This is a genomic window from Paenibacillus sp. 32352, from assembly GCF_002042965.1.
Taxonomy (GTDB): Bacteria; Bacillota; Bacilli; order Paenibacillales; family NBRC-103111; genus Paenibacillus_S; species Paenibacillus_S vulneris.
In genome coordinates, this window is record NZ_MZNT01000014.1 from 194,892 (window position 1) to 218,053 (window position 23,162).

Consider the following 23,162-nt stretch of genomic DNA (forward strand, 5'->3'; position numbering starts at 1 on the left):
GTGGCTTCGCTCCATAAAAATTTAAGCCTCCATTGCGGCCTGCAAGCCTGCATTTGGGGGCTTTTTAGCATGCTTTTGTTCGCATTTCTAGAAAAAATAAGCGAACAGGAGAAAATAAGAGCTTTCATTTTCTGAAAATCCCCGCATCCGCCATCCCTATTGATGAGCTCCATTTCCCTTTTTGTACGAACACTTGTTTTTAAAGTTTGCCCCTTCTGAAGAAGCCCTGATAAGATAATGTCATTTCAAATAAATGGGAGTGGATACTAATTATAGCTCGTTTTCCGGAATGGATTACTTTTTTTACCAAGCAGCTGCTCCGTGCCAAGGGAGCTCTCCTGCTCGTATCGCTTCTGACGCTAGCGGTTGCGATATGCAGCGCACTGACTCCCGTCTATATAGGACAGGTCATTGATGAGCTCACGAAGCAGCAGAGCCCGGGGCTTCTAAGGCTGACAGCTCTCCTGCTCGCCTCCCTGCTGCTAACCGAGCTGCTCTCGGTACTACGGAAGTATGTTTCGACCAAGGTTATGATCAGGCTGACCTACGAATGGATCCATGATGCTTTAGCCGCTATCTTGAATACGTCGGCCGATTTCTTCACCCGGACTCCCAGGGGCGAAATGCTGCAGAGATGCATCCAGGACATCCGAACAATTCAGAAATTCGGGCTGTTTACCTTGCCCGGGTTCGTTCAGGAATGGCTGCTTGCCTGCACCGCTGCGATCATCATTTCAAACATCTACTGGCCTATCACCGTCATGATCATCCTCTGTTATATCGTATTGTTCCTGCCGGTCTACTTCTTCGCTAAGCGGCGGACCCGGTCCCGAAAGCAGTTTATGGTGCACAACGCCGTCCTGCGGCAAAGCCTGCTGGAACGATTAGAGTCCATCAAGCAAATCAAAATATTCGGAACCGAGAAGCACGAATACCGCCAGTTTCATTCAGAACAGCAGCGCTGGGCCGAGCTATCCCACCAAGAAGGGATCGTCAATGCGACCTACAAGGGCCTCCAACGAGTCCCCGATGCGCTGGCTCCTGCGCTCGTCTTCATGTTCGTCGGCTGGCAGGTCATGATGGGGACGGTAACCTTCGGTCAGCTGATGACCGTCATTGCGTTTATCCCGGCCCTCAATGCCCCGGTACGGACGTTCTTCGGCTTGTTCGTCGTCTTCGCAGATATCCGTCTCCGTGTGCAGGGGCTGCTGGAATATGTGGAGCTCCCTGTCGAGCCAGGGAAGAGGAACGGGCTCCGTCAGCTACCGGATTACCGGGGGTTGCCGATCTCCTTTCATAATGTAACGGTACGGACGGATCGAGGCGCAAGCCTGAGCGGCGTTTCCTTCACGATCCAGCCGGGCGAGCATATCGCTATTGTCGGGCCGAGCGGAGCCGGCAAGAGCACGCTGCTCAAGCTGCTCACCAGGCTTCAGGAGCCGACCGAGGGAGAGATACGGTTCGGTGACATCCCGCTGAACGAGCTCGATGCGACGCAGCTTAGGAGGCGGACCGGTTATATGACGCAGGAGCCGATCCTGTTCCGCGACACGCTGCTGAACAACCTGACACTGCTCAGGCAGGCGGATCAAGCAGAGGTCGAGACATGGATGCAAGCGCTGAACGCCGAAGATATCGCGGCGATGCTGCCCGACGGCTACAACACTGTCGTCGGAGATGGCAGCTTCCCGCTATCCGGCGGACAGCGGCAGCTGGTCGGCTTGATCCGCATTTTGCTGAAGAAGTCCGACCTGCTGCTGCTTGATGAGGCCACCTCTTCCCTCGACCAGACGAGCGAAGCCATGGTGCTGCAAGCGATGGAACGGCATATGCGGGGTATCACACGCATCAGCGTAACTCATCGCCTGAGGGGAGCGCAGCTGGCGGATCGTATCTTTGTCATCGATCAGGGCCGGCTCGTGCAGGCGGGCACTCATAACGAGCTGCTCACAGATCAGGACGGCGTATATGCCCGGCTATGGTACAGCGAGCAGCGGCAGGAGGAATTGCAGGAAGCGCAGGATGCCGCCAAGGAACGAGGTGACCTTTCCTATGTCTGATATGCAAGTCCTACTAACCGACAACAAACGCAGAGCGATTCGGACCTATCTTCGACGGCAGCTCTACTCTCACCGGTGGATGCTGGCCCTTAATCTAGGTAACGTCGTCGTCCGAAGCCTTTTATTTCTCGTCCCTCCGGTCATGACCAAGTATGTGCTGGAGCAATTGCTCCCCCAAATGGACTGGAATCTGCTGCTGTGGGTCAGCATGGGCATTGCTCTGGTACCTATCGTTGGCAGCGCCATGATCGTGCTTGAGGTGTTCGCCGACAAAGCGCTGCTGCGCCTGGCCGGTCTGGGGCGCGCCGATTTGTTCAACGGCCTTCAGCATCAGCCGCTGTCCTGGCTTCGCCGGCAGTCGCATGGCGATCTTATTACCCGTAGCCTGGATGATACGCAGAGCATAACCAACTTTGTCTCAGGCAGCTTCCTATGGATGTGCTTATTAACGGCCAGCATATCGGCCGGGGCCGCCGTCATGCTGTACCTTTACTGGAAACTGGCTCTTATCATCCTCATCCTCTGGATCGGCCATGCGGTGCTGGTAACCCGGATCGGGCAGCATATCAAACAGAAAACCGCCGATGCAGCAAAGCAAACCTCCCGCTTAACTGAATCTATGAGAGAAATCATCACCGGCGCACATTTCATCAAGTCGGCCGGAATTGAGGCCAAGGCGCTCGGTACCGTCGCCTCCTGCTTACAGGAGGAATGGAGTCATACGAACCGCACCATGCTCTACGAGCATCTGGCGCAGCTGTTCAACATGTTCCTTTCCTCCCTCTTCCTTGTGGTCATGTACTACGGGGGTGGAAGAGCCGTCATTCAAGGTGAAATTACGCTTGGTTCTCTCGTTGCTTTCATTGCTGTGTACAATTGGATACGCCCGTTTGCCATCACTTTGCTGGACACTTATGTCATTGGCAAAAAAGCAGCTTCAGCTGCGGAACGGGTTGCCGAAATAGCCTTCTCCCTCCCGGAACAAGCAAATACCTGCGCTGCGCCTGTCAGTGATTTCTCTATTCGGGCCGAGCAGCTTTCTTATTCCTACGGAGAGCGCCCTGTCTTGCGGGGCATCAGCCTCCATATTCCTTCCGGCTCGGTGGTTTCCATTGCGGGACATCGCGGGTCCGGCAAATCGACTTTAGCCGATCTGCTGCTCGGCCTTGCCGAGCCTGCCGCAGGAACGCTGCGTATCGGGGGCGTCCTGACGGACGAGCTGGACAAGGATTGGCTGCTCCGGCATCTGCTCTGCGTAACCCAAGACGCCTCGCTCCGAAGCGGCACGATTCTGGATAACATCGTGTACGGCTGCGAGAACGCTTCTCCCGATCAAGTCCAGGAAGCCGTCGAGCTCGCCGAGCTGGGCGATTGGCTGGCCGTTCTGCCGGATGGCCTGAACACCCGGGTAGGCGAGCAGGGCTTCTCCTTATCCGGAGGAGAGCGTCAGCGAATCGGTATTGCCCGTGCCCTGCTGCGAAAACCGGCCATTCTGATTCTCGATGAATCTACCTCCGCATTGGATTTGGGAACGGAACAGCGGCTTCTGAGCCGTTTAACCGCAGCCCTCAAAGACTCCACGGTTATTTTTATCACGCATCGCCTATCGGTCGCCAAGCTGTCGGACCAAATTATTGTCCTTCAAGGCGGCGCCTTGGCGGAAACCGGCACCTGGGATGAGCTGATTGAGCGGAACGGAACGTTTCGAAAGCTTTGTCGGGACGCCGAATGATAAATCTGCACAGCAAAAGACCGCCCGGTACTTCCGGACGGTCTCCTGCCACAAATGGCTTCCCTTACTTCCACTCCACCCTTTGGAGGATTCGATGCTTCATCAAGGATAAAATAAAGTCGGTATAAAAATCATGTCTGACAATAAACTGATACGCTTGATTCTTGAATGCGTAGAAAAACACGTCGGTCAATACTTCATTATGCTCAAACTCGTTCTGGACCGCCTTCAGCTGCTCCTCTATCGATCCGCCTCCGATGACTCGAATTCGGAATTCCACATCTTGCCCATTGGCCGTTTCACTAAGCTCGATATTTTGCTCATCATAGGTGTAAGTCAGCTTCATCCTTCCTCACCTGCCCTCGTTCATAGTAGGTACCTCAAGTAAATGTACGCGCTGGATAAGACGATGGATAATATCATTAAAGGAAATCCGTATTTCAAATATTTCATGAAGGTAATAGGATACCCTTCCTTGCTGGCCAACCCGGCGACGACCAGATTCGCGCTGGCCCCGATCAGCGTTCCATTGCCGCCCAGGCAAGCGCCCAAAGCGAGACTCCACCATAACGGCTCGAGGTTATCGACACCCATCGTCCCCATCTCCTGAATCATAGGAATCATCGTAGCTACGAATGGGATATTATCCAGAAAGGCAGAGGCTATTGCGCTCAGCCACAGAATGAGCATCGACGAGGCAAACAGGTCCCCCCCGGTAATCTCAACCGCCTTCTTAGCCAGCAAAGCGATAACTCCGGTTTCTACCAGGCCCGCGACGAGAACGAACAACCCCACGAAGAAAAATAACGTTACCCATTCCACGCTGTGAAACGCTTTTTCCAGCATCCGTTCTCCCGTCAGGAGCAGGAGAAGAAAAGCACCTGCCAGCGCAACCGTCGCCGATTCCATGTGAAGCGTTTGGTGAAGGAAGAAGCCAAGGATCGTAACTCCAAGGACAATCAGACACTTCCTCAGCAATCTGCTGTCGGTGATCATCGAGTTTTCATCCATTTCCATAATGCTCTGCTGGAGCTCGGGAGTCGATTGTATCTGCTTGCGGAACATCAAGAGAAATATAGGTGTGTACACCAGCATAATAATAACGGCAATCGGCGTCAGGTTATAGATAAATTCCATAAACGTCAGTTCCTTGACTGCGCTGCCGATCATGATGTTCGGCGGGTCGCCGATTAGAGTGGCCGTCCCCCCCACATTTGATGCAATAATTTGTGTGAACAAAAACGGGATCGGGTTGATTCTGAGCTGCCTTGTGATGCTTAAAGTGACCGGAACCATGAGCAGGACGGTCGTCACATTATCCAGAAATGCGGAGCCCCCGGCTGTCAGAGCTACCAGGGCTATCAAAATTCGGGTCGGCTTTCCTTTGGCCAGCTTGGCCGCCTTCAGGGCAACATATTTGAAGAGTCCGGTCTCCGCCGTTATCCCTACGATAATCATCATGCCTACGAGCAAGCCGATCGTGTTGAAATCGATATGATGTATGGCCGTCTCTTGATTCACGATACCCAGGACGATCATCAGAACGGCGCCTAGAATAGCGAGGATGGTGCGATGAATTTTTTCAGAAATAATCAGTGCATAAATGATTAAAAAGATGGCAATGGCCAAAATCGCTTGATGCTCCATACTTCCTCCTCTTTATTTTGGATTGTTTTTCGCCAAAATTTGCGTGAATGGATAAAAAAATACAAAAAGAGCCCTTGGGTGACAGGCTCCTCCTAAAATTCCGCATATGAAGATATAATTCGATCTTACCTGCTTTCTTCATGAAAGTAAAGCTTCCCCTTTCATAATCAGACTGAAAAAAGCAGATCGGAAACAAAAATAGACTTTCCCTCCGTCTGCATTCGCCGACTCCCCTGCTAGATTCATAGCAAAGGTAAACAGGGGAGGTGGCTGCGATGGGCAGAAAAAAGCAAAAAAACATCAATAACGTTCAAGTCGATAAAAGCAGGGTCAAGTTCAAAGCCAAACAATCGGCTAACGCTAGTGTGAATCAGGGAGGCAATGCATTCGCTATCAACGCTAACGAGCTGGGTGTTATCCGTGTTCGTGCAGGCGGCTAATCATCGCCAGGGAGACGATCGAGACGGGAAGGCAGGCAAATCGCCCGCTCTCCCGCCTCTTCTTACATAAGTGAATGATAGACTTGATCATCAGATTTGCGGATGCCTTTACCGCTTAAGCCTCTCTTCCTACGAACAACTTCCTTTTTACTTAGGGGCAAACACGCTTGGAATGAACGTAGTCGTCCACGGAACATAAGTAATGAGCAGCAAAATAGCGAACATGACGATCAGGAAAGGAATCAGCCGGACCGTTAGCCGTTCTACGCTAACCCCGGTCGTTGCCGATGCGATAAACAATACGGTGCCGAAAGGCGGATGCATCAAGCCGATGGTCAGGTTGATGACGATAATGGCTCCCAAGTGGATCGGATCGACCCCGAATTGCGCTGCAATCGGAAGCAGAATCGGCGTCAGGAAGATGATGCCTGCCACTCCTTCGAGGAACGTGCCGATAACAATGAGCAGAATGTTAAGCAGAATAAGGAACATGAACGTATTGCCGGCAAGATTCAGGAACACCTCCGCAATCATATGCGGAATGCCTTGAAGATGCAGGACCCATCCGAAAATATTCGTTGTCGCAAGCAAGAACGATACGGACGACGTCGTAATAATCGTACGGACAAGAATTCCCGGAACATCCTTAAGCTTCAATTCCTTATACAGAAATGCACCGACCAGGATGGCAACGAAGACTGCCACCGCCGCAGACTCTGTAGCCGTAAAAATCCCTGTCGTAATCCCGACCATGATCAGAACGGGAATGAGAAGCGCCGGAACAACACTAAACAAGCTCTGTACGATTTCTTTGGTCGAGCTTCTCTCCAGCTTATTGCTGCTTGTTTTTCTGAAGGTGACATAAATAATGATGCCAAAGCCAAGGGCGAACAGGATGCCGGGAATAATCCCAGCGAAGAACAGGCTCCCGATGGATACGCCAGAAGTTACCCCATATATAATGAACGGCATGCTCGGAGGAATCAATGGCCCCATAATGGAGGCACTTGCGGTAAGCGCCGTACTGAATTCCTTGTTGTAGCCCTGCTTCTCCATCTCCGGAACGATGACTTTACTCATAATGGCGGTTTGCACATTGGAGGAGCCGACGATAGCCGCCAAGAACATATTGGCTACGACGTTAACGTAGGCAAGCCCTCCGCGAAGATGGCCGAAGATTACGGTGGCAAAGTGAATCAAGCGGTTTGTAATGCCTCCGCGGTTCATGATTTCACCTAGCAGGACGAACATCGGAATCGCCACAAAGCCGAAATTTTGCAGGCCGTTGAACAGCTTTGAGGGCAAGGACTGCAGCGAAGCGATATTACCGGTGGAAAAAACGTAAATCAGGGTCGTGATCCCAAGCACGAAGGCTACGGGTACGCCGATGAAGAGCAAAATGACAAAACCTGCCGCGGAGCTCATTGTGCAGCACCTCCCTTTTTACCACTAAAGAAGGCTTGAAGCAGGTGAACCATATGCTCGACCGTAAATATTGCCATGCAGAGCATAGAGATCGGTACGATGAGGTACAGCTTCCACATTTTCATAGACAATGCCGGTGATAGCAGGTTCATCACACTGGGGCTCATAATCCAAACCGTGGAGTAATATCCCATCACGACGGCAAAGAATAGAATGCTGAGCTGGATAACCAGCGATCCAAGAATTCGCCCCCGTTCGGGAAGACGGTTGAGCAGGAACGTCACCGCAGCCATATCCGACCGCTTGACGGCAAGAGAGGCTCCCAGAAAAGTAGCCCAGCAAAATAAATACAAGGAAAGTTCGTCCGCCCAAAAAATGGGCGAACTCAGCACATATCGGAAAAACACAGCTACGATCATATTGATGGCCAATACAGCTCCAACCGCAATACTAACCCATACCAAGAACTTATCCAGCGCGAGGGTGATTAACGAGAGGGGGCTGCTTCCTGAAGGTCTGTCGCTCATGCCAAGCACCTACTTCTCTTGTTTGATTTTGTCTGCCTTTTCCAGGAATTTTGCAATTTCAGGCGATTTCTTGCTCCACGTTTCTCTAACCGATTTGACGACCGGATCATACTCCTCGCGCTTAACCTCGTTCAGCGTCAAGCCCATTTTCGTTTTCGCTTCGCTTAACAGCTTGTCTTCGTTCTTCTGAATATCTACACTGTTTTGCTTCGTTTTCTCGAGTACCGTGTCTTTAATCAGCTTCTGGTCTTCCGGAGACAGGCTGTTCCACAAATCTTTATTGATCAGAATACCTCCGGCCCAGTACATGTGCTTGTCAGCGTTCAAATATTTGGCGATTTCCGTCAATTTCTCCGACGCCAACGACTCGGAATCAATGTCCACCCCTTTGATGACACCGGTTTGCAGGGACGTATACACATCAGTCAGAGGCATTGGCGTTGGACCTGCCTTCAGGCCGTTCCAATAATCGAGAATCGTCGGGCTCGGCGTGGTACGCAGCTTGTAGCCCTCCAAATCCTTCACGCTTTGCACCGGCTTCGTTCCAAGAATGTAACGGAAACCGGAGGAAGCATAGCCCAAACCAACGACATTTTCATTCTTCAGCGTATCGAACAGCTTCATCGACTCATCGCTGGTCCACAGCTTATAGGCTTGTTCGTGCGTATCGACCAAATACGGCATGAGCCAGGCACCGAACGCAGGGGAGGAGTTACTTAGCTGCGCCGTCGTAATGACGGCCATTTGAATGCTGCCGGTATTGAGCTGCTGCATCATATCCGTTTCATTGCCAAGCTCGCCGCCGGGGAAATATTGGGGCGAAATACGGCCGTTGGTTTTGGCCTTCAGCTCATCGCCGATATTTTTGAGCGTTAAGCTCAGCTGGCTGTCCGCCTTTGTAATGTTGGCCATTTTTAAGACGATTTTCTTATCTCCTGATGCCGTTCCTCCAGCAGTCTTCCCGTCCGCGCCTCCATTGGCGTTACCACAGCCTGCCAATGCGGATACCATAAATAACGACGACAACAGCAAACCCATACCTTTTTTCAAATGCTTCATAAACTCCACCCCTTAAAGTTCAGTCTTTATTTCGCCTTTTTGGATTATTTGGAATAGTAACGAACTTCAAACGTTTTACAGCCGGTCGGAGAAACCCATGGGCCATGCTTCATGCCCGGAGGGCGGCAAGCAACCATCCCCGCCGTAAATTCCTGATTCAGCGTCAAATCGATCAGCGAGCCTTCAATAATGTACAGCTCTTCCCAGAAGTCGTGGATCTGTACTCCGTTAGGCGTCGTGTCCACTCCGGGAGCGAAGATCAGAATGCGGGTAGCTACCCCCGATTCCGGGTCTTTGGCGATGACTCTTTCAGTCAAGCCCTCTACTTTGCTGAACGGTACCTCTTCAAATTGACGGTAGTCTGTAAATTCCAATTCCGGTTTAGCCATTGTGTTATTCCTCCTCGGCATTTTTCAAAATATGAGTGCTATATCGAAGCTCCAGCCTGCGTCCTTCCTGTCTATCCACGAGCTCCGCCCGGAAGGTACCTCCAAAGACAAAGCCACCGTGAAGCGGCAGCGTTCCGCAGTACAGCGCCATATTGGAGCCAGCGTAACCCCGATCCTTCACCAGGCGCATCAGATCGTTCGGATGCATGAACTCACCCAGCTTGCCGGACTGATACAGCTTCTCTTCCCCATCGACCAGCACCCAGCTGTTCATCTCGATGTCATCCCAGCGATGGAGAATGGATTCCAGCGTCCATACTTCCCGGGTCATCGGCTTCGCACATACCTGCTTCGATTTCTGTATCGAGATCGCTTCAAGCACCCTATCCGTATGGTCGCTGCCGAGTCCTACATACCAGCGTCCTCCTACATCCAGCAGTACAACCTCCGCCTCGCCGCTGCCGTCGTTCCCTACCACCGTAATCTCTTCGGCCGTTTGCAGGAGCTCTGGGGAAAGATCATACAGCATAGGGACCTGCGGAGGGGCAGGCACTCCCAATTCTTTCAGTTCATCGATATGTTTCTTGACGGCATCCTGGTCCTTTCCCGTATATCCGGCGATGACAAGCCGCTCGGGCGCCCATTGGATAGTCTCTCCATTGCATATAAATTCCATAGTCGATTACGTCCTTTCCGTATGGTGTCTATAGTACGCGATGCTTCAAGCTGGGAAATACATCCCGAATCCGTTGAACCTCGGACGGATCGATTTCCGCTTTGACAATCGTCTCATGCTCGCCTCCGGATGCAACCGTAACTCCCCATGGATCGACAATAGAGCTGTGACCTCCTAACAATACATTGCGAGTAGTGCCCACACAGTTGCATGAAATAAGGAAGCATTGATTCTCCAAAGCACGGGCCGCGTTAAACAGCTTCCAATGCTCCAGCCGCTGATGCGGCCAAGCCGACGTGACAAGCAGCAGCTCTGCTCCGAGATCAACCTGCTGCCGGTACAGCTCCGGGAACCTTAGATCGTAGCAGGTCGTCAATCCGACCTTGCCGAATTCGGTATCGAACACCTTGGCCCCTTCCCCCGCCGTCAGCAGCTCGCCTTCCTGGGAGCCGTAACGGAACAGATGGGTTTTGGCATAGGTGCCTATCAGCTTGCCCTGGCGGTCGAATAAAATGCTCGTATTGTAATACTTGCCGTCCTTCAGCTCCACGAAGCTGCCGGCGAACAAGTACACGCCGTGCTGCCGGGCTTTCTCGGAGAACAACCGGACCAATGGGCCGTCAATCGTCTCCGCTTCTTCCACATATTTATCGAAGGAAAAGTAGCCCGTCGCCCAAATTTCCGGAAGCAGAATCAAATCCGCATCCTGGGCGGCCTTATCGACCATGACCGACGCTCTCTCCACCCGCTGTGCCTTGCTTTCATGCGCTTTTATTTCTAGCTGTATCGATGCAACCTTCATAGGTCGGAAACCCCTCCTTCTGAATGACTGGATTCTGGTAGACTCAAAGGCTTGTCAGAGCCTGCTTCATCTCGTCATCCAGCTTTTTGATCAAATCTGCATTGTAGGTTTTGACGAAAGCCGGCTGGGCGACGATTTTGCCGCCGTAGAAGATGATGTCGCGAATTTCTTGAACCTGAACCTCGATAAGCGCCATCTTAAGCGTCAGCTCCTCCGTGCGGGCTACCTTCACGGAAGCCGCTCCCTTCACCGAGTAAACCGTCTCCTTGCTGACAAAGTTCAGCAGTACTCTCGGATCCTCCTGGACGATGCGTACAAAATCCGATTTCGCATCGATGGCGAAGCGGATCGTTCCAGAATCGGTTGCATAGACCCAGGATAGGGCGGTGGAATATATATCTCCGGTTTCTTTGTTCACGACGTTCAGAAGAACGATCGTTTGACCCTGTAATTGCTCTATCATTTCTGCTGAAAGCTCTGTTATGACTTTGGACATGGTATGAGTTCCTCCCTTTGGGAATAACGAATATCGAAATATGGCTCCCACCTTACTTATAACTCGCCGGTATGATCAAGCCGGCTTTATACCTCTTGCGTCACCGTCTTCGGCAAGGAATAGCTGCTCAGGAATTGATCGACCAAAGCTAACGGCTCCTGATAGCCGTAATTGCGGAATGCGTGGCCTCTTACGACGAAAGGCGCTCCGTTATAGAACATCTCATACTGCTGATGACGCCCGGCGAACTCGGAGCCAATCACGTCCCAGGCCAACCGGTACAATTGAATTCTTGCTTCGGAGTCGACGCCGGTGGCACGGATGTATTGACGAATATCGTCTCTCGTCTCAGGATTGACCATCTCGTGATAGGAGGATGGCATTTGCAGTACGCCCCCGCCTACTAGCTCCCGGAGGATGCTGATGACATTCGCGTAGATTTTGTCCTGCATCCCTACAATGCCGTACAAGTAGCGGTGGTGCGGACGAGCCGCTCCGTTGACGTCGATGATACATTCATATTCGCTGGCCAGCAGCATCCCTTCCACTGTGGCCGCCAAAGAAGCCAGCTCGCCCAAACGTTCTTGCACCTGCGGGAATTTGTCCGTTCCGCCCATTTGGGTAATTTTGCGGGCAATGCCGATCAGGAACTTCACCTTAGTACACAACCGGATTTGCGCCTGGTTGTTCCCCAGCACGTGAGCCGGTGTTTTGTGGAATTGATCTCTTGTCGCTTCAATGTTCTTGTATACGAAGACATGCTTCCAAGGAATGAACACATCGTCGAACACCATCAAAGAGTCGCTTTCGTCGAATTGGGTGGATAACGGATAGTCATAGACGCTTTCCTTGCCCATAGCGTAGCTTGGACGAGGGTACAGCTTCAGGCCCGGTGCATTCATAGGTACGACGAAGGAGATCGCGTAGTCTTCATCGCCCGGTCTGAGCGGCGTGATGCAGCTGACGAACAGGTAGTTGGACACCGCCGAGCTGGTCCCGAGCATTTGGGAGCCGCGTACGACGATTCCGTCCTCACGCTCTTCCAGAACACCTACCGGCAAGTACTTCTCCTCCTGCTCATGAGCTGCCTTGCTGCGGTCCACTTGGGGAGGAATGATGACATACGTAACAAACAAGTCTTCATCACGGGCATATTTGTAAAAGTCCAGTACGTTTTGCTTATACTCGCCGAACACCTCGGGGTAGCTGGCAAAGCCGGCCAAAAACCCTGCCACGTGATCCGGGCTGCGTCCTGCAAAGCCGCAGGTTGCTTCCGCCCATTGCGTGATAGCACGACGGCGAACGGCCAGATCCTCCCGGCTGCGCGGAATCATAAACACCTTATTGGCGACTGTTCCGTCTTCGGTCGTATAGGTCATATCGTTCTTCGGATCTGCGGCCAGATCGTACAGCTTGGCGAACGAACCGGTAATCCCCGCGAAAGCCGGATGCGTCGTGACATCATTCACTTTTTCTCCGTTAATATAAATGCAGCGGTTATCCTTCAAAGACTCTACATACTGTTTGCCGTTACGTACCATCGCTGATCATCCTTCCATGTTTCATTTGGTTTTGTATTACGTATTATGTGTTGTGTATACATTAAACTCTCAAAAAAAAGGTGATTCTCTGCGTCGGCTTTTCGTCTTACATGTTAGATTAACTGACTTGATATTACGTCTTTTTGCCATCGGAGTCAATAGTTTAGTTGAATATTGTCGAATGATGTTATGGAACCTTACACAAACTAGAGAGCTTTTGCTTTTGGTCTGATTTCGCAGTGTTGTTGTAAGCGTTTGCTTTTCGTCTTGAAAAAAACCTCATTTGAGGTTTTCCCAATTACGGAAACCGGCATGGTTATTTTAAAATGACAGACTCCTTCGTTTTATTCAGATGCCTTGCCATCATTTCCGCCGATTGCTCCGCATCCTTTCTTTCAATCGCCGAGATAATGTCCAAATGCTCTTCGAGCACCTCTTTCATCCGGTTGATCTTCTTAATGGCTCGAAGCCCGATCAGTTGGGAAAGATTATGCAAATTCAGCAGCATTTGTTCAATCAGCTCATATTCCACAAACCGGGTGAGCGTAATATGAAACGTCTGATCCAGCTTTATGAAAGCGATGTCATCATTGTTCGACATAGCTTCTTCCTGCTCTTTGCAAATGGCCTTTAATTCCTCCAGCTGCTCTGGTGTGATCGTCTCGGCCAGCTTCTGGATGACCTTGGTCTCAATCGAGGCGCGAAGCAAAAAGATCTGCTCCATTTCGTTTTCCGTGACCTTGCGAACAGCCATGCCCTTGCGCGGAATAGATACGATAAGCCCCTCTTTGATCAGATCGGCCAAAGCTTCTCTCACCGGAGTGCGGGACGTATTCAGCAGCTCAGCCAGCTTAACCTCCGTAAATATTTCCTCCGATGTGATGTAACCGCTTAAAATGACATGTTTGATTTCGTTGTACGCTCTCTCTTTTGTGGTTGTTGGTTTATCAATCGGTTTCAAATTAAACTTGGATGGAGCCATTTCAACCTACACCTTTCATCAAGTCGACAATTCAATTTGGTTCTATGTATACATCATACAAAATACAAAAAACTTAGTCAATAAGCAACTTTACATCTTCTTAACTAAGAATGATTGCTCGCTCTTGCAGGCGAACCATTCAATGGCTGCAAAATGAGCCCCATCTGATGAAGCCATGTGGACATCTCACTCTGTGGATATGTTAATAGCGAGCGGTAAACTTATGCACAGTATATCATAATAGGCTGTGTACTGTGTGAATAACTCTGTGGATGAATGTATCAAGTTTGGTTAAGCCTTTTGCCCCGGAAACCCAAAAAGGCCCGGAAATCATTCCAGGCCGTTCGTTATTGGATATGCGCAACCGGTTCGTTTTCCTATTAGGATGGAACAACGGTGCTCTTGATCCGGTTCAGTTGCTCTTCAATCAGAGCTTCTCTGGAAGCAGCAGCCTCCGCCTTTTTCAAGCTCGCCAGCTCCACAAAAGCTTCCTTTTGAAGGATGGTTTCTTCGATTCGTTGGAAGCCTCTTGCTGCACTTCCCGTCTGGACTCCGCTGCTGAATACAGGGCTCGGGGTTCTAGCCTCCACCTTCCTGGCACGGGCAGCCAGGTCATTGCGTTTGGCCTGCATGTTCGCGTATTCCTCTTTGGCTTGAGCCAGCTGGTGGGCTAGTTCAGCAGAATGCTGTCTCGAAGCCTCGTAGGCTTCCGCATACTGTGCAGCTTTATCCAGATAGGCCAGTTTAGCCTCTACCGCTTGCCGCGCCTCCACTGAACGGTCAGCCGCTATGGCTTCGGCCGCTTTTTGCTCGCTGAGCTCGGCCCCTCGCTCGCTTTCGGTTCTTTGCTGCTCCAGTCTCCGCTCAGTAACCGTCTGCTTAACAAGCGCCTGCTCCAACGTATGAATCTCCTCCTCCATATCGCGGAGATATTGATTCAGCATCATCACCGGCTGCTCCCATTTGTCCAACGCTTCGTTCGCTGCGGCTCTAGACATATCAACCAATCTTTTCAGTACACCCATTTTTAGAATCCTCCTATAATGTCGATTTTATCCGTTATTAGTAATAATGAACGTAAGACTGTTTCGGTATGAACAGACTGGCGATAAAATAAACCAGTACCGTCGTTCCGAAGCTGCAGAATGCGGCGATTATCGTAATAAGCCGAAGCAGCGTCGGGCTGATGCCCAGGTATTCTCCCAATCCCCCGCACAATCCGGTTACTCTCCGATTCGAAGTAGAACGAAACAATTTATTCATATCTGCTATCTCCTTTACCTTAGTTCTCGTTAGGCCGTTTGTTCTTCAAGCCAACCTCTTGTTCTTCATGTCTTTATTGTAGTCGGAACCCGGACTTGGCAAAACGGACCGGCGACGGTTTTGCAACCTAGCCTTAAGACGGGGGAAGCCTATGACCTGGGACCGGATTGAACCTTTAAACCCTTGATACAGCACAAAAAAAGAGGCATCTCCATAAGCGAGCCTCTTCGTCTATTTACCAACATGGTTATTCTACTAGGAGTTATTATCAAGGCCGTAATTTCACAAGGGACACCCAGTTTGAAATGTCCGGCTACAATCTCCCGGCAGCCCAGAGGCAGCTTCGCAAAATCAGCTTGCGTACCTCTGGATGCTGCAGTGAATTCGAATTATGCCCTGGCATCAGCGATACCAGACGCCCCGTTCCTACCTGCCTGACCCAAGCTGCCGGGTAGCTTTCACCGTCCAGAACGTACCGGAGAATAACTTGCTTCTCAACCCCCTCGGCAAAAGCATACTGATAGGGCTCATCCTCCGACCGGAAAGGCTCCAGCCCCCGCACGATCGGATGCAGCTCGCCCGCTGCATCCTTGACCGCTTCGAAATCCAGCCCTTGATAAGGAGGATGCCCTGTAAACCGGGCTCCAATAAGCTCCAAAAGCTTCTCATGAGCACTCAGGGAAACCCCCGTATGCAGCACGACAAACCCCCCGCCAGACGCCACATATTCTGTTAACCCAGCCGCTTGTGGGTCCGTTATCGGCCCATTCCACTTATCTGTATAAGCAACGAATACATCGATCGAAGAAATTCGTCCGGGGGTCATAACCTCGTAATCTTCCGTAAAGGTGACTGTGAAATCATCACCAAGCGTCTCCACGAGATCCTGTTGGATACGATCCAGCGGATGATACTGCTTATTCTCTATATCTCCTAATATAACGGCGTTCCCATTCAGCTTTTGAACTGCTGTCATTACTGAGGCTCCTCCTTGTCATGAATTGCCGCAATGCTCCGGCCCCGGCTCCTTGAATGTTTACCAAACCAATCGTTCCCCTGTGGCCGTATGAATGTACGGCGGTTTGCCGTCAATCGGTTCGTACGAAGCATGATTCTCAATAGTGCGTATAATGTTGGCGGCCGCCTGCCCTACAGTCAGTGAAGCCTTGGTGTTCAGCTCCCCGTGCATGTAGCTTTGGACATAGCCGGGATGCAGTACGAGCAGCTTAAGTCCTTCGCTCTTGAACTGGTTGTAAATAAGAGCCGATTGCATATTCAATGCGGCCTTGGACATGCAATAAGCGTACCAGTTGATGCGAGTGCAGCTTCCGACGCTGCCCGCTTCCGAGGAAATGTTGGCCAGCAGCTTGCCTTCGCCCTTTAGCAGCATAGGCAGCAACGCTTGCGTAACCCGCAGTGCTCCCAAGGCATTGACATTAAAAACCTGCTGCATCTCCGCAAAATCCAGCTCATCCAATACGGTCGAATCGATATCTCCCAAAATTCCTGCATTGTTAATCAGAAGGTCTATACGGTCCGTATTTTCCCTTACCCGGTCCGCCGCCGCCCTGACGCTATCATCATCGGCAATGTCCAAATCCGTTACATGCAACTGCTCCTTATAAGCACCTTGAAGCCGATCCAGCTCCCCTTCCTTAGCGGCATATCGGCCTGCAAATACGGTCCAGCCCCGTTCCAGCAGCACTTGGACCAAGCCCAGTCCAACCCCGTGGTCAGCGCCTGTCACGAATGCGGTTTGGTTTATAGTCAATTCGTTCTCCTCCTTTATGGATGCTCTCTTGCATGATTAAAAGATTCCTCAAGCAGCATGAGATTCCTTGTCGGGCGGCCGTATTTTTTCGTCCTTTTTTGCGCTTCTTATCCAGACATATATCAACTCGTCCCCGGCATAAGGTAAAAAGATGAGTAAGTTACTTTAGGAACACCGGAGTCGGGTTTTTCGACAAACTGAAAGGAGTGATAATCATGAGCAAAAAGCCGCCTCAGCGTTCAGGAGAGGTGCAGGTTCCACAGCCTATACGGGCTGACGGTACCGGTACCGTCGATCGCGGACCCAGGGATGTGATGCGCGACCTGCAAAATCCCGATATGCTCGTGCCGCCTCCAACCGATGCGGGTACGATCCCCAATATGAGATTCTCTTTTTCCGATACGCACATGAGGCTGGAGCACGGCGGTTGGGCCAGAGAGGTAACCGAGAGAGAGCTTCCGATCGCGACTACGATCTCGGGAGTCAATATGGCCTTGACCCCGGGAGGGGTCCGGGAGCTCCACTGGCACCAGCAGGCGGAATGGTCGCTGATGCTGCTCGGACGCGCCCGAATTACAGCCGTCGATCAGGATGGACGCAACTTTATTGCGGATGTCGAGCAGGGGGATCTATGGTATTTTCCTCCGGGTATTCCCCACTCGATCCAGGGTCTAGAGGGCGGCTGCGAATTTTTACTGGTCTTCGATGACGGCACCTTCTCCGACAATAACACCCTCAGCATCACGGACTGGTTCGCCCATACGCCGCGAGACGTCTTGTCCGCCAATTTCGGCATCCCGGAAAGCGCCTTTGCCGACCTTCCGAGCAAGCAAAGATATATCTTTCAAGCGCCGGTCCCCGGTCCGATATCGGACCAAGAGGTGCCAGACCCTTACGGTACCATACCTCTGAGCTTCGTACACCGCCTGTATGCCCAGCAGCCGATCCGCACACCGGGCGGCACGGTCCGCATCGTCGATTCCACCAACTTCCCCATCTCTACCCGCATCGCGGCCGCCCTGGTAGAGATCGAGCCCGGCGGTATGAGAGAGATGCACTGGCATCCGAATAATGACGAATGGCAGTACTATCTTACAGGGAAGGGCCGCATGACTGTATTTGCCGCTAACGGCAATGCCCGAACCTTCGACGTCCGCGCCGGGGATGTCGGTTATGTTCCGTTCGCCTACGGCCACTACATTCAGAATACAGGCGACCAAAGCCTATGGTTCCTGGAGATGTTCAAGAGCAGCAGGTTCGCCGACGTATCGCTCAATCAGTGGATGGCGCTAACGCCTCAACAGATGGTTCGGGAAACATTGCACGCCTCTCCGGAGCTGATGCGTTCGCTTCGCAAGGAGAAATGGCCGGTAGTGAAATATTGAACAAGCGGAGAGCCTAGAGATCAGGCTCTCTATTTTGTTTTCAAAGTACCCGGATCGTGTGACAATAAGCATTGGCCAATATAAAACACGATAGGGTTGCAATCGCTGATCGTATTGTATTACATAAGGCATGGCGCCGGCCATGAAGCCTTTTACCCTCCATTGACATAGGACAGCCCCGGGCTTGTACGTTACAGCTGAGGCGCCCGGACTAAAAAAGAAATACGGTGCCCCTTACCTAGCCACGAAAGGTGGAGCTGATTTTTTTTCGCCCTGCGAGAAAGGTTTTCCGCTGGAATTCGTAATACATAAATGAACGAACCAAAAGGACCCTTGCTGCGCAGCAACCTTTTTGGATAGGAGGGTGAACATGCAGGATGACAAACAATTAATAGAACAGATTCTGCAAGGAAATAAACAAGCGTTCGGTCCCATAATCGAAAGGTATAAGGTAAGAGTGTTTGCCCTCCTCCAGCGGATGCTCGGGAATTCGCCGGAAGTTCAGGATATAGCTCAAGAGGTTTTTATTAACGCTTATAACCATTTGGGCGATTACAAGCCGGAGCACAGCTTCTCGGCATGGCTTTACCGGATCGCCGCCAATCGGTGCGTCGACGAGCTTCGCAAGCGCAAACGCACTCCTCTAATGACCGGGATCGACTTTGACCCCGTTCAAACCTCAACACCGGAGACTGTTTTTTTGGAGAAAGAAAGGCAGCAGGCGCTGGAGTCCCACATTATGGAGCTGGACAAAGATTACCGTACTGTGTTGATCATGCGGTATATTCAATTTCTAAGCTACCAGGAAATCGGGGAGCGCCTTTCAATCCCGGTCAGTACGGTGCAGATGCGATTGTATCGCGCCCGCAAAAAATTGCGCGAAAGCTTGAAAGATCCCGAAGCGAAGGGGGCGTTTCTCTATGAAGTGCATGAAATCTAACCAATTGACAGCCTACATGGACAATCGGCTTTCCCCTTTGGAAAGCGTCCGGCTGGAGAAGCATCTCGAGACCTGCAGCGAATGCCGCCGGGAGCTGGAGCTTTATCTGGATGCTTGGGATCAGTTTGACGATGCGATGAATGAAGCGGACGTTCCGCCAGATTTTACCGCTGAAATTCTGGATAAAGTCGCCCCTTATGTTCCGGCAGCCGAACCCGTTGCGGAAGACGGAAAGGCTATCGCCGCCTTTAAGATGGACTGGAAAAAAAGGAGTGTAGATATCGTGAAAAAAATAACGATTACCGTTGCCAGCTTGGCCGTAGCCGTGTCGCTGGGCACCTTCGTATCACCAACCTTCGCCGATTATGTGAAGAGCTTTTTCAATAATACGGAACAAGTGGATCAGGGCATGGTAGACGCCGTACAGAAAGGCTTCGTTCATCCGCTGGATTTAAAAGCGACCGATCAGGGCATTACTCTGGAAGTCAAGGAGGTTATGGCCGATCCGGTGCGCATCGCCGTTATCGCCGAAGCCAAAGGTCCCGACGGGCAGTACATCGATCCCAACGATATGAGAATGTATGTGGATTTTGTTATCAAGGATAAATCGGGTGTTCCGGTGCTGGGTCCGATGGGAGGCGGTTGGACTACCAGTAAAGACGATCATTCTCTGATGGTGAAGCAGGAGCTTACGGAAGCCGTCGGCAGCGGCAAAGAAATCCCTGACAATTTGATCGCCGAGATTCGTTGGACGAAAATCGGCAGCACGAGCGGCAATTGGCAATTTGACATTCCTATTGATATGTCGCAAGCGAAAGCGGCAACCAAGACCGTCAAGATTGACAAGCAGTACACTACTCCTCAAGGGCTGACGATCGGCTTGGAACGTGCGATATTCGCTCCTAGCGTCACCTTGCTGTCTTTGGATACCAGAATATCCCCTGAAGTTAACGAGAGGATCGAAGCTGCGATCCCCAAACAGACGGACAGCACCGTTGCCGTAAAGTTGGATCCCTTCGCTGCCAACCAATTGAAAAGCTATCAGCTGTCCTATGAGCTTATCGATGAGCAGGGCCGTGTGGCCGCCGCATGGGATGACTTATTCGACTCCGGTCTCAGCATCGCCAAAAATTCCATCGTAAACGGAATCTCGGGAACAGGTGACGGGACTGCCATGACCTTATGGCATTCGTTCTCGCCGCTGCCATCCGATAAGTACGGCAAGCTTACGTTCAAGCTTCATTCCATCTATACAAGTGAATTGGCTGACTTCCATGCCAAGCTGACCCCAGTTCAGTTGAGCCAAGAGCCTGTGAACCTGGAAAGTGGTGGAAATCAATTACAGTTCAAGAAGTTCGTGTGGAAACAGGATGACGCCAAGCTGACAATCGGTGATAAGGAGATCAGCGACCGGGGCGGTGTGCTTGAAGTAGAGGCTGCTTATGCCCAAGGCGTCGTTAATCTGGACGAGTGGAAGGTTAAGGATGAGAAGGGAGTGGAATACGATGCTTATCTGCAGAAAACATCTTCAAGAGACGAGAACGGTCTCGTTACCGTTCGCGGAGCGCTCGTTATCCCTCAACTGGATCACCAGCCTGAGGAGCTTACTATAAGCTATAACTTGATACAGAAGGAACATCGGGATGTGAACTGGCAAGTACCCATCGAATAAATGAATACGAAAAGAAAAATTAAGGGCTCCCCATAACGGCGGGCCCTTCTTCTCTATTCATCCCAACCCGAAAGTAAATATGGACAGCAAACCATAAGTTAACCTATTGAGTGTTCGGTGCTCCCATTGTAAGATCTAAGGTATGTAAAAAATTTCAATCCAAGATTATGGAGAGAATCTGTGATTTGTGATTCTCTTTAGCCCTCCACCAATTCGATAACAAAGGAAGTGTACGAATGCTAAACGAAGCCCATCCCTCATTGAACGAGGATGCAGCCGTACCAGGCATCGCGAGCTGGACAATGGAGCATCCTTCGCTCCTGCAGAAGATCGGCCATCCGGCTATCCTCCCGCCCGGGGCTGCTGCGCCAGCTATCCGGATACAGGCTTATTCGGACATTCGATTGGCACTCGAGCTGGTCTGTACCTCGGGTTCCCGTGTATTGGAAACCCCATCCGAACTGAGAATGGCGTCCGGCCAAGAACAGCTGGCAGCGTTCGAAACCGCGTCCCTTGCCGACGGCTTATATGAAATCCGCATCTGCCTCCATTCGGACGAACACGTCCCTGTCTATGACAGCTTCGCGTTTATGGTCATGGATCAGGACAGCCTGTCCCCTGAGCAAAGTCGGATCGCCTTTCTGGATGCTGACGGGCGCATGACCTATGTTCCGGATTATAAAGGCAACCGGATCGCCGACTTCTCCAACTGCGGCTACAAGGGCGGCGGCGTTCCTATTCCCGATGTACCGGTACGCTTAATTGTAAGCCCTTCCTCCGAGGAAGGCGATGATACGGCCCGCATTCAGCAAGCTATCGACGAAATTTCCCGTATGCCGATCGGTGAAGACGGCTTCCGCGGCGCACTGCTGCTGCAGAGAGGGACTTACCGTATTGCAGGCACGCTCTACATACGCAAAAGCGGCGTCGTCCTTCGCGGGGAAGGACAGGGCGAGGACGGAACCATTCTCCACGGAACCGGAGCAGCTCGACGGGATCTGCTGCAGGTGCTCGGCAGCGAACCCGGTATCGTGGAAGAAACCGGCACGGACATTACGGACCTGTATGTTCCTTCCGGCTCCAGGACCTTTCATGTTGCCAATGCCAGTGGCTACTCCATAGGTGATACAGTTGCCGTCATCCGGTACGGCAATGCGGACTGGATCAGCGCGATCGACATGGATACGATCACTCCTCGGCCGAACGCCGGCGGGACGAAGCAGTGGGCACCGTTCGAGCTGCTGTTTGACCGCGTTATTACGGACATTGAAGGCAACCGGATTACGCTGGATGCACCGGTCACCAATGCGATTGAAGCCCGCTGGGGAGGCGGAAGGCTGTTCCTGTATGACGATAAGGGACGCATCGAACATGTTGGTCTGGAGCAGCTCAGAATTGACTCCGACTTCAATCCAGACATTACGGACACCCAAGTGGACGGAAAGCCCGGCAGCACGACTTATTGCGCGGACGAGTCCCATACCGTTAACTTCGTCACGTTAAATTATGTCAAGAACGCTTGGGTTCGCGATGTGACAGGATACCATCTGGAGCATTCTCTCGTTACGATCGACCGCTATGCCAAATGGGTGACCGTTCAGGACTGCACGGTCCGCGATATGGTGAGCATCATTACCGGCGGACGCCGCTACTGCTTCCATGTGACGGGGCAGCTGGCGCTCGTACAGCGCTGCGATACCGAAACGGCGCGCCATGCCTTCGTCTTCGATGCCAAAGTCAGCGGGCCGAACGTGTTCCTCGATAGCGAATCACGCATCGATTATAATGCCAGCGAGCCCCATCATCGCTGGTCGGTCGGCGGATTATTCGATAATGTTCGCTCCCCTATCTATATTCGCGACCGCGGATGGATGGGAAGCGGACACGGCTGGGCCGGCGCGAACTACGTCGCCTGGAACACGGAAGGCAAGCTCACGGTGCAGCAGCCTCCAACTGCCCAAAACTATGCGATAGGGCACGTGGGAACGAAGGAGCGCCCGTTTTTGCCCAATCAGCATGACCTGCGCCCCCGTGAAGACGGCTTCTGGGATCAGTACGGACAGCATGTGGAGCCGCGCAGCCTGTATTTGCAGCAGCTTAAGGAACGCTTAGGCGATCAGGCGGTTCAGAACATTTCAAAAGCAACGGTATAGCGAGCTCATATTCCATCTGAATTAGCACCGGGCCTTCGTAAAGGTCCCGGTGCTTTCTGTTTTTCCCAAAAAGCTGGTTCCAGTGGATTTCACCTGCATCTTTCCATTTTACCCTCTTCCTGCAAGTGACCTTTTTCCCTATATTCCGTTATAATGAAACATAGATCCGACTTGATTCCCTGATGAATCCTGTCAAATTGTG

General features: G+C 51.6%; 22 protein-coding genes. 7 read left to right on the forward strand and 15 right to left on the reverse strand.

Going from position 1 to position 23,162, the window contains the following annotated elements:
* The first annotated feature begins 338 nt into the window (after positions 1-338).
* Positions 339-2,060: an ABC transporter ATP-binding protein gene (locus B1728_RS28065; RefSeq protein ID WP_256865547.1), complete on the forward strand. Its 1,722-nt coding sequence runs from the start codon at positions 339-341 to the stop codon at positions 2,058-2,060.
* Complete coding sequence (locus tag B1728_RS28070) at positions 2,053-3,792, forward strand: ABC transporter ATP-binding protein (protein WP_179136240.1); 1,740 nt, start codon at positions 2,053-2,055, stop codon at positions 3,790-3,792. The genes B1728_RS28065 and B1728_RS28070 overlap by 8 nt, the downstream gene beginning before the upstream one ends.
* A 64-nt stretch (positions 3,793-3,856) precedes the next feature.
* On the opposite strand, the gene B1728_RS28075 is transcribed toward B1728_RS28070, so the two are convergent.
* A complete protein-coding gene (locus B1728_RS28075; RefSeq protein WP_079913737.1) occupies positions 3,857-4,138 on the reverse strand; it encodes a hypothetical protein in 282 nt (93 codons plus the stop codon).
* A 20-nt stretch (positions 4,139-4,158) separates the two neighbouring features.
* A complete protein-coding gene (locus B1728_RS28080) occupies positions 4,159-5,439 on the reverse strand; it encodes an ArsB/NhaD family transporter (protein ID WP_079913738.1) in 1,281 nt (426 codons plus the stop codon).
* Positions 5,440-5,714: 275 nt separating this feature from the next.
* Here B1728_RS28080 and B1728_RS36445 point away from each other — a divergent pair, with 275 nt between their 5' ends.
* The gene (locus B1728_RS36445) at positions 5,715-5,879 is read left to right on the forward strand and encodes a hypothetical protein (RefSeq protein ID WP_179136241.1); all 165 of its coding nucleotides are present in this window, start codon (positions 5,715-5,717) and stop codon (positions 5,877-5,879) included.
* A gap of 147 nt (positions 5,880-6,026) precedes the next feature.
* Here the strand turns inward: B1728_RS36445 and B1728_RS28085 are convergent, their stop codons facing one another.
* From B1728_RS28085 to B1728_RS28145, 13 genes are all read right to left on the reverse strand, one after another.
* Positions 6,027-7,304, reverse strand: coding sequence for a TRAP transporter large permease (locus tag B1728_RS28085; protein ID WP_079913739.1), 1,278 nt, complete (start codon positions 7,302-7,304; stop codon positions 6,027-6,029).
* On the reverse strand, positions 7,301-7,831 hold the full coding sequence (locus B1728_RS28090; RefSeq protein WP_144028032.1) for a TRAP transporter small permease: 531 nt from the start codon (positions 7,829-7,831) through the stop codon (positions 7,301-7,303). Before B1728_RS28090 ends, B1728_RS28085 begins: the two co-directional genes overlap by 4 nt.
* Before the next feature lie 9 nt (positions 7,832-7,840).
* The gene (locus B1728_RS28095; RefSeq protein ID WP_079913741.1) at positions 7,841-8,890 is read right to left on the reverse strand and encodes a TRAP transporter substrate-binding protein; all 1,050 of its coding nucleotides are present in this window, start codon (positions 8,888-8,890) and stop codon (positions 7,841-7,843) included.
* A gap of 44 nt (positions 8,891-8,934) precedes the next feature.
* A complete protein-coding gene (locus tag B1728_RS28100; RefSeq protein WP_079913742.1) occupies positions 8,935-9,279 on the reverse strand; it encodes a cupin domain-containing protein in 345 nt (114 codons plus the stop codon).
* A gap of 4 nt (positions 9,280-9,283) precedes the next feature.
* On the reverse strand, positions 9,284-9,955 hold the full coding sequence (locus tag B1728_RS28105; protein WP_079913743.1) for a DUF2848 family protein: 672 nt from the start codon (positions 9,953-9,955) through the stop codon (positions 9,284-9,286).
* A 28-nt stretch (positions 9,956-9,983) separates the two neighbouring features.
* On the reverse strand, positions 9,984-10,757 hold the full coding sequence (locus B1728_RS28110) for a carbon-nitrogen family hydrolase (protein ID WP_079913744.1): 774 nt from the start codon (positions 10,755-10,757) through the stop codon (positions 9,984-9,986).
* 43 nt (positions 10,758-10,800) lie between these two features.
* A complete protein-coding gene (locus tag B1728_RS28115) occupies positions 10,801-11,253 on the reverse strand; it encodes a PNPOx family protein (protein ID WP_079913745.1) in 453 nt (150 codons plus the stop codon).
* Positions 11,254-11,339: 86 nt separating this feature from the next.
* Complete coding sequence (locus B1728_RS28120) at positions 11,340-12,794, reverse strand: 4-hydroxyphenylacetate 3-hydroxylase family protein (RefSeq protein WP_079913746.1); 1,455 nt, start codon at positions 12,792-12,794, stop codon at positions 11,340-11,342.
* 316 nt (positions 12,795-13,110) lie between these two features.
* Positions 13,111-13,776 (reverse strand): GntR family transcriptional regulator, encoded by a 666-nt coding sequence (locus B1728_RS28125; protein WP_079913747.1) that lies wholly within the window; start codon positions 13,774-13,776, stop codon positions 13,111-13,113.
* Between the two features lie 380 nt (positions 13,777-14,156).
* Positions 14,157-14,801 (reverse strand): PspA/IM30 family protein, encoded by a 645-nt coding sequence (locus B1728_RS28130; RefSeq protein WP_079913748.1) that lies wholly within the window; start codon positions 14,799-14,801, stop codon positions 14,157-14,159.
* 37 nt (positions 14,802-14,838) lie between these two features.
* Positions 14,839-15,039 carry a PspC domain-containing protein gene (locus B1728_RS28135; protein WP_079913749.1) on the reverse strand — a complete coding sequence of 67 codons (201 nt, stop codon included), beginning with the start codon at positions 15,037-15,039 and terminating at the stop codon, positions 14,839-14,841.
* Between the two features lie 313 nt (positions 15,040-15,352).
* Positions 15,353-16,015 carry a ThuA domain-containing protein gene (locus B1728_RS28140; protein ID WP_079913750.1) on the reverse strand — a complete coding sequence of 221 codons (663 nt, stop codon included), beginning with the start codon at positions 16,013-16,015 and terminating at the stop codon, positions 15,353-15,355.
* A gap of 60 nt (positions 16,016-16,075) precedes the next feature.
* On the reverse strand, positions 16,076-16,810 hold the full coding sequence (locus tag B1728_RS28145; RefSeq protein ID WP_079913751.1) for an SDR family oxidoreductase: 735 nt from the start codon (positions 16,808-16,810) through the stop codon (positions 16,076-16,078).
* A 215-nt stretch (positions 16,811-17,025) separates the two neighbouring features.
* Here B1728_RS28145 and B1728_RS28150 point away from each other — a divergent pair, with 215 nt between their 5' ends.
* The 4 genes from B1728_RS28150 to B1728_RS28165 all read left to right on the forward strand — a co-directional run bounded on the left by B1728_RS28150 (position 17,026) and on the right by B1728_RS28165 (position 22,960).
* Positions 17,026-18,195: an oxalate decarboxylase family bicupin gene (locus B1728_RS28150; protein ID WP_079913752.1), complete on the forward strand. Its 1,170-nt coding sequence runs from the start codon at positions 17,026-17,028 to the stop codon at positions 18,193-18,195.
* 370 nt (positions 18,196-18,565) lie between these two features.
* Positions 18,566-19,135: an RNA polymerase sigma factor gene (locus B1728_RS28155; protein ID WP_079913753.1), complete on the forward strand. Its 570-nt coding sequence runs from the start codon at positions 18,566-18,568 to the stop codon at positions 19,133-19,135.
* Positions 19,116-20,807, forward strand: coding sequence for a DUF4179 domain-containing protein (locus tag B1728_RS28160; RefSeq protein ID WP_079913788.1), 1,692 nt, complete (start codon positions 19,116-19,118; stop codon positions 20,805-20,807). Before B1728_RS28155 ends, B1728_RS28160 begins: the two co-directional genes overlap by 20 nt.
* Before the next feature lie 236 nt (positions 20,808-21,043).
* Entirely contained in the window at positions 21,044-22,960 is a 1,917-nt protein-coding gene (locus tag B1728_RS28165; protein ID WP_079913754.1) for a pectate lyase family protein, read from the forward strand.
* Positions 22,961-23,162: the final 202 nt, after the last annotated feature.

Bases quoted from the DNA above. Each gene is read 5' to 3' on its own strand.
- B1728_RS28070 (WP_179136240.1), top strand. From the start codon at position 2,053: ATGTCTGATATGCAAGTCCTACTAACCGACAACAAACGCAGAGCGATT.
- B1728_RS28075 (WP_079913737.1), bottom strand. From the start codon at position 4,138: ATGAAGCTGACTTACACCTATGATGAGCAAAATATCGAGCTTAGTGAA.
- B1728_RS28080 (WP_079913738.1), bottom strand. From the start codon at position 5,439: ATGGAGCATCAAGCGATTTTGGCCATTGCCATCTTTTTAATCATTTAT.
- B1728_RS36445 (WP_179136241.1), top strand. From the start codon at position 5,715: ATGGGCAGAAAAAAGCAAAAAAACATCAATAACGTTCAAGTCGATAAA.
- B1728_RS28085 (WP_079913739.1), bottom strand. From the start codon at position 7,304: ATGAGCTCCGCGGCAGGTTTTGTCATTTTGCTCTTCATCGGCGTACCC.
- B1728_RS28090 (WP_144028032.1), bottom strand. From the start codon at position 7,831: ATGAGCGACAGACCTTCAGGAAGCAGCCCCCTCTCGTTAATCACCCTC.
- B1728_RS28095 (WP_079913741.1), bottom strand. From the start codon at position 8,890: ATGAAGCATTTGAAAAAAGGTATGGGTTTGCTGTTGTCGTCGTTATTT.
- B1728_RS28100 (WP_079913742.1), bottom strand. From the start codon at position 9,279: ATGGCTAAACCGGAATTGGAATTTACAGACTACCGTCAATTTGAAGAG.
- B1728_RS28105 (WP_079913743.1), bottom strand. From the start codon at position 9,955: ATGGAATTTATATGCAATGGAGAGACTATCCAATGGGCGCCCGAGCGG.
- B1728_RS28110 (WP_079913744.1), bottom strand. From the start codon at position 10,757: ATGAAGGTTGCATCGATACAGCTAGAAATAAAAGCGCATGAAAGCAAG.
- B1728_RS28115 (WP_079913745.1), bottom strand. From the start codon at position 11,253: ATGTCCAAAGTCATAACAGAGCTTTCAGCAGAAATGATAGAGCAATTA.
- B1728_RS28120 (WP_079913746.1), bottom strand. From the start codon at position 12,794: ATGGTACGTAACGGCAAACAGTATGTAGAGTCTTTGAAGGATAACCGC.
- B1728_RS28125 (WP_079913747.1), bottom strand. From the start codon at position 13,776: ATGGCTCCATCCAAGTTTAATTTGAAACCGATTGATAAACCAACAACC.
- B1728_RS28130 (WP_079913748.1), bottom strand. From the start codon at position 14,801: ATGGGTGTACTGAAAAGATTGGTTGATATGTCTAGAGCCGCAGCGAAC.
- B1728_RS28135 (WP_079913749.1), bottom strand. From the start codon at position 15,039: ATGAATAAATTGTTTCGTTCTACTTCGAATCGGAGAGTAACCGGATTG.
- B1728_RS28140 (WP_079913750.1), bottom strand. From the start codon at position 16,015: ATGACAGCAGTTCAAAAGCTGAATGGGAACGCCGTTATATTAGGAGAT.
- B1728_RS28150 (WP_079913752.1), top strand. From the start codon at position 17,026: ATGAGCAAAAAGCCGCCTCAGCGTTCAGGAGAGGTGCAGGTTCCACAG.
- B1728_RS28155 (WP_079913753.1), top strand. From the start codon at position 18,566: ATGCAGGATGACAAACAATTAATAGAACAGATTCTGCAAGGAAATAAA.
- B1728_RS28160 (WP_079913788.1), top strand. From the start codon at position 19,116: ATGAAGTGCATGAAATCTAACCAATTGACAGCCTACATGGACAATCGG.
- B1728_RS28165 (WP_079913754.1), top strand. From the start codon at position 21,044: ATGCTAAACGAAGCCCATCCCTCATTGAACGAGGATGCAGCCGTACCA.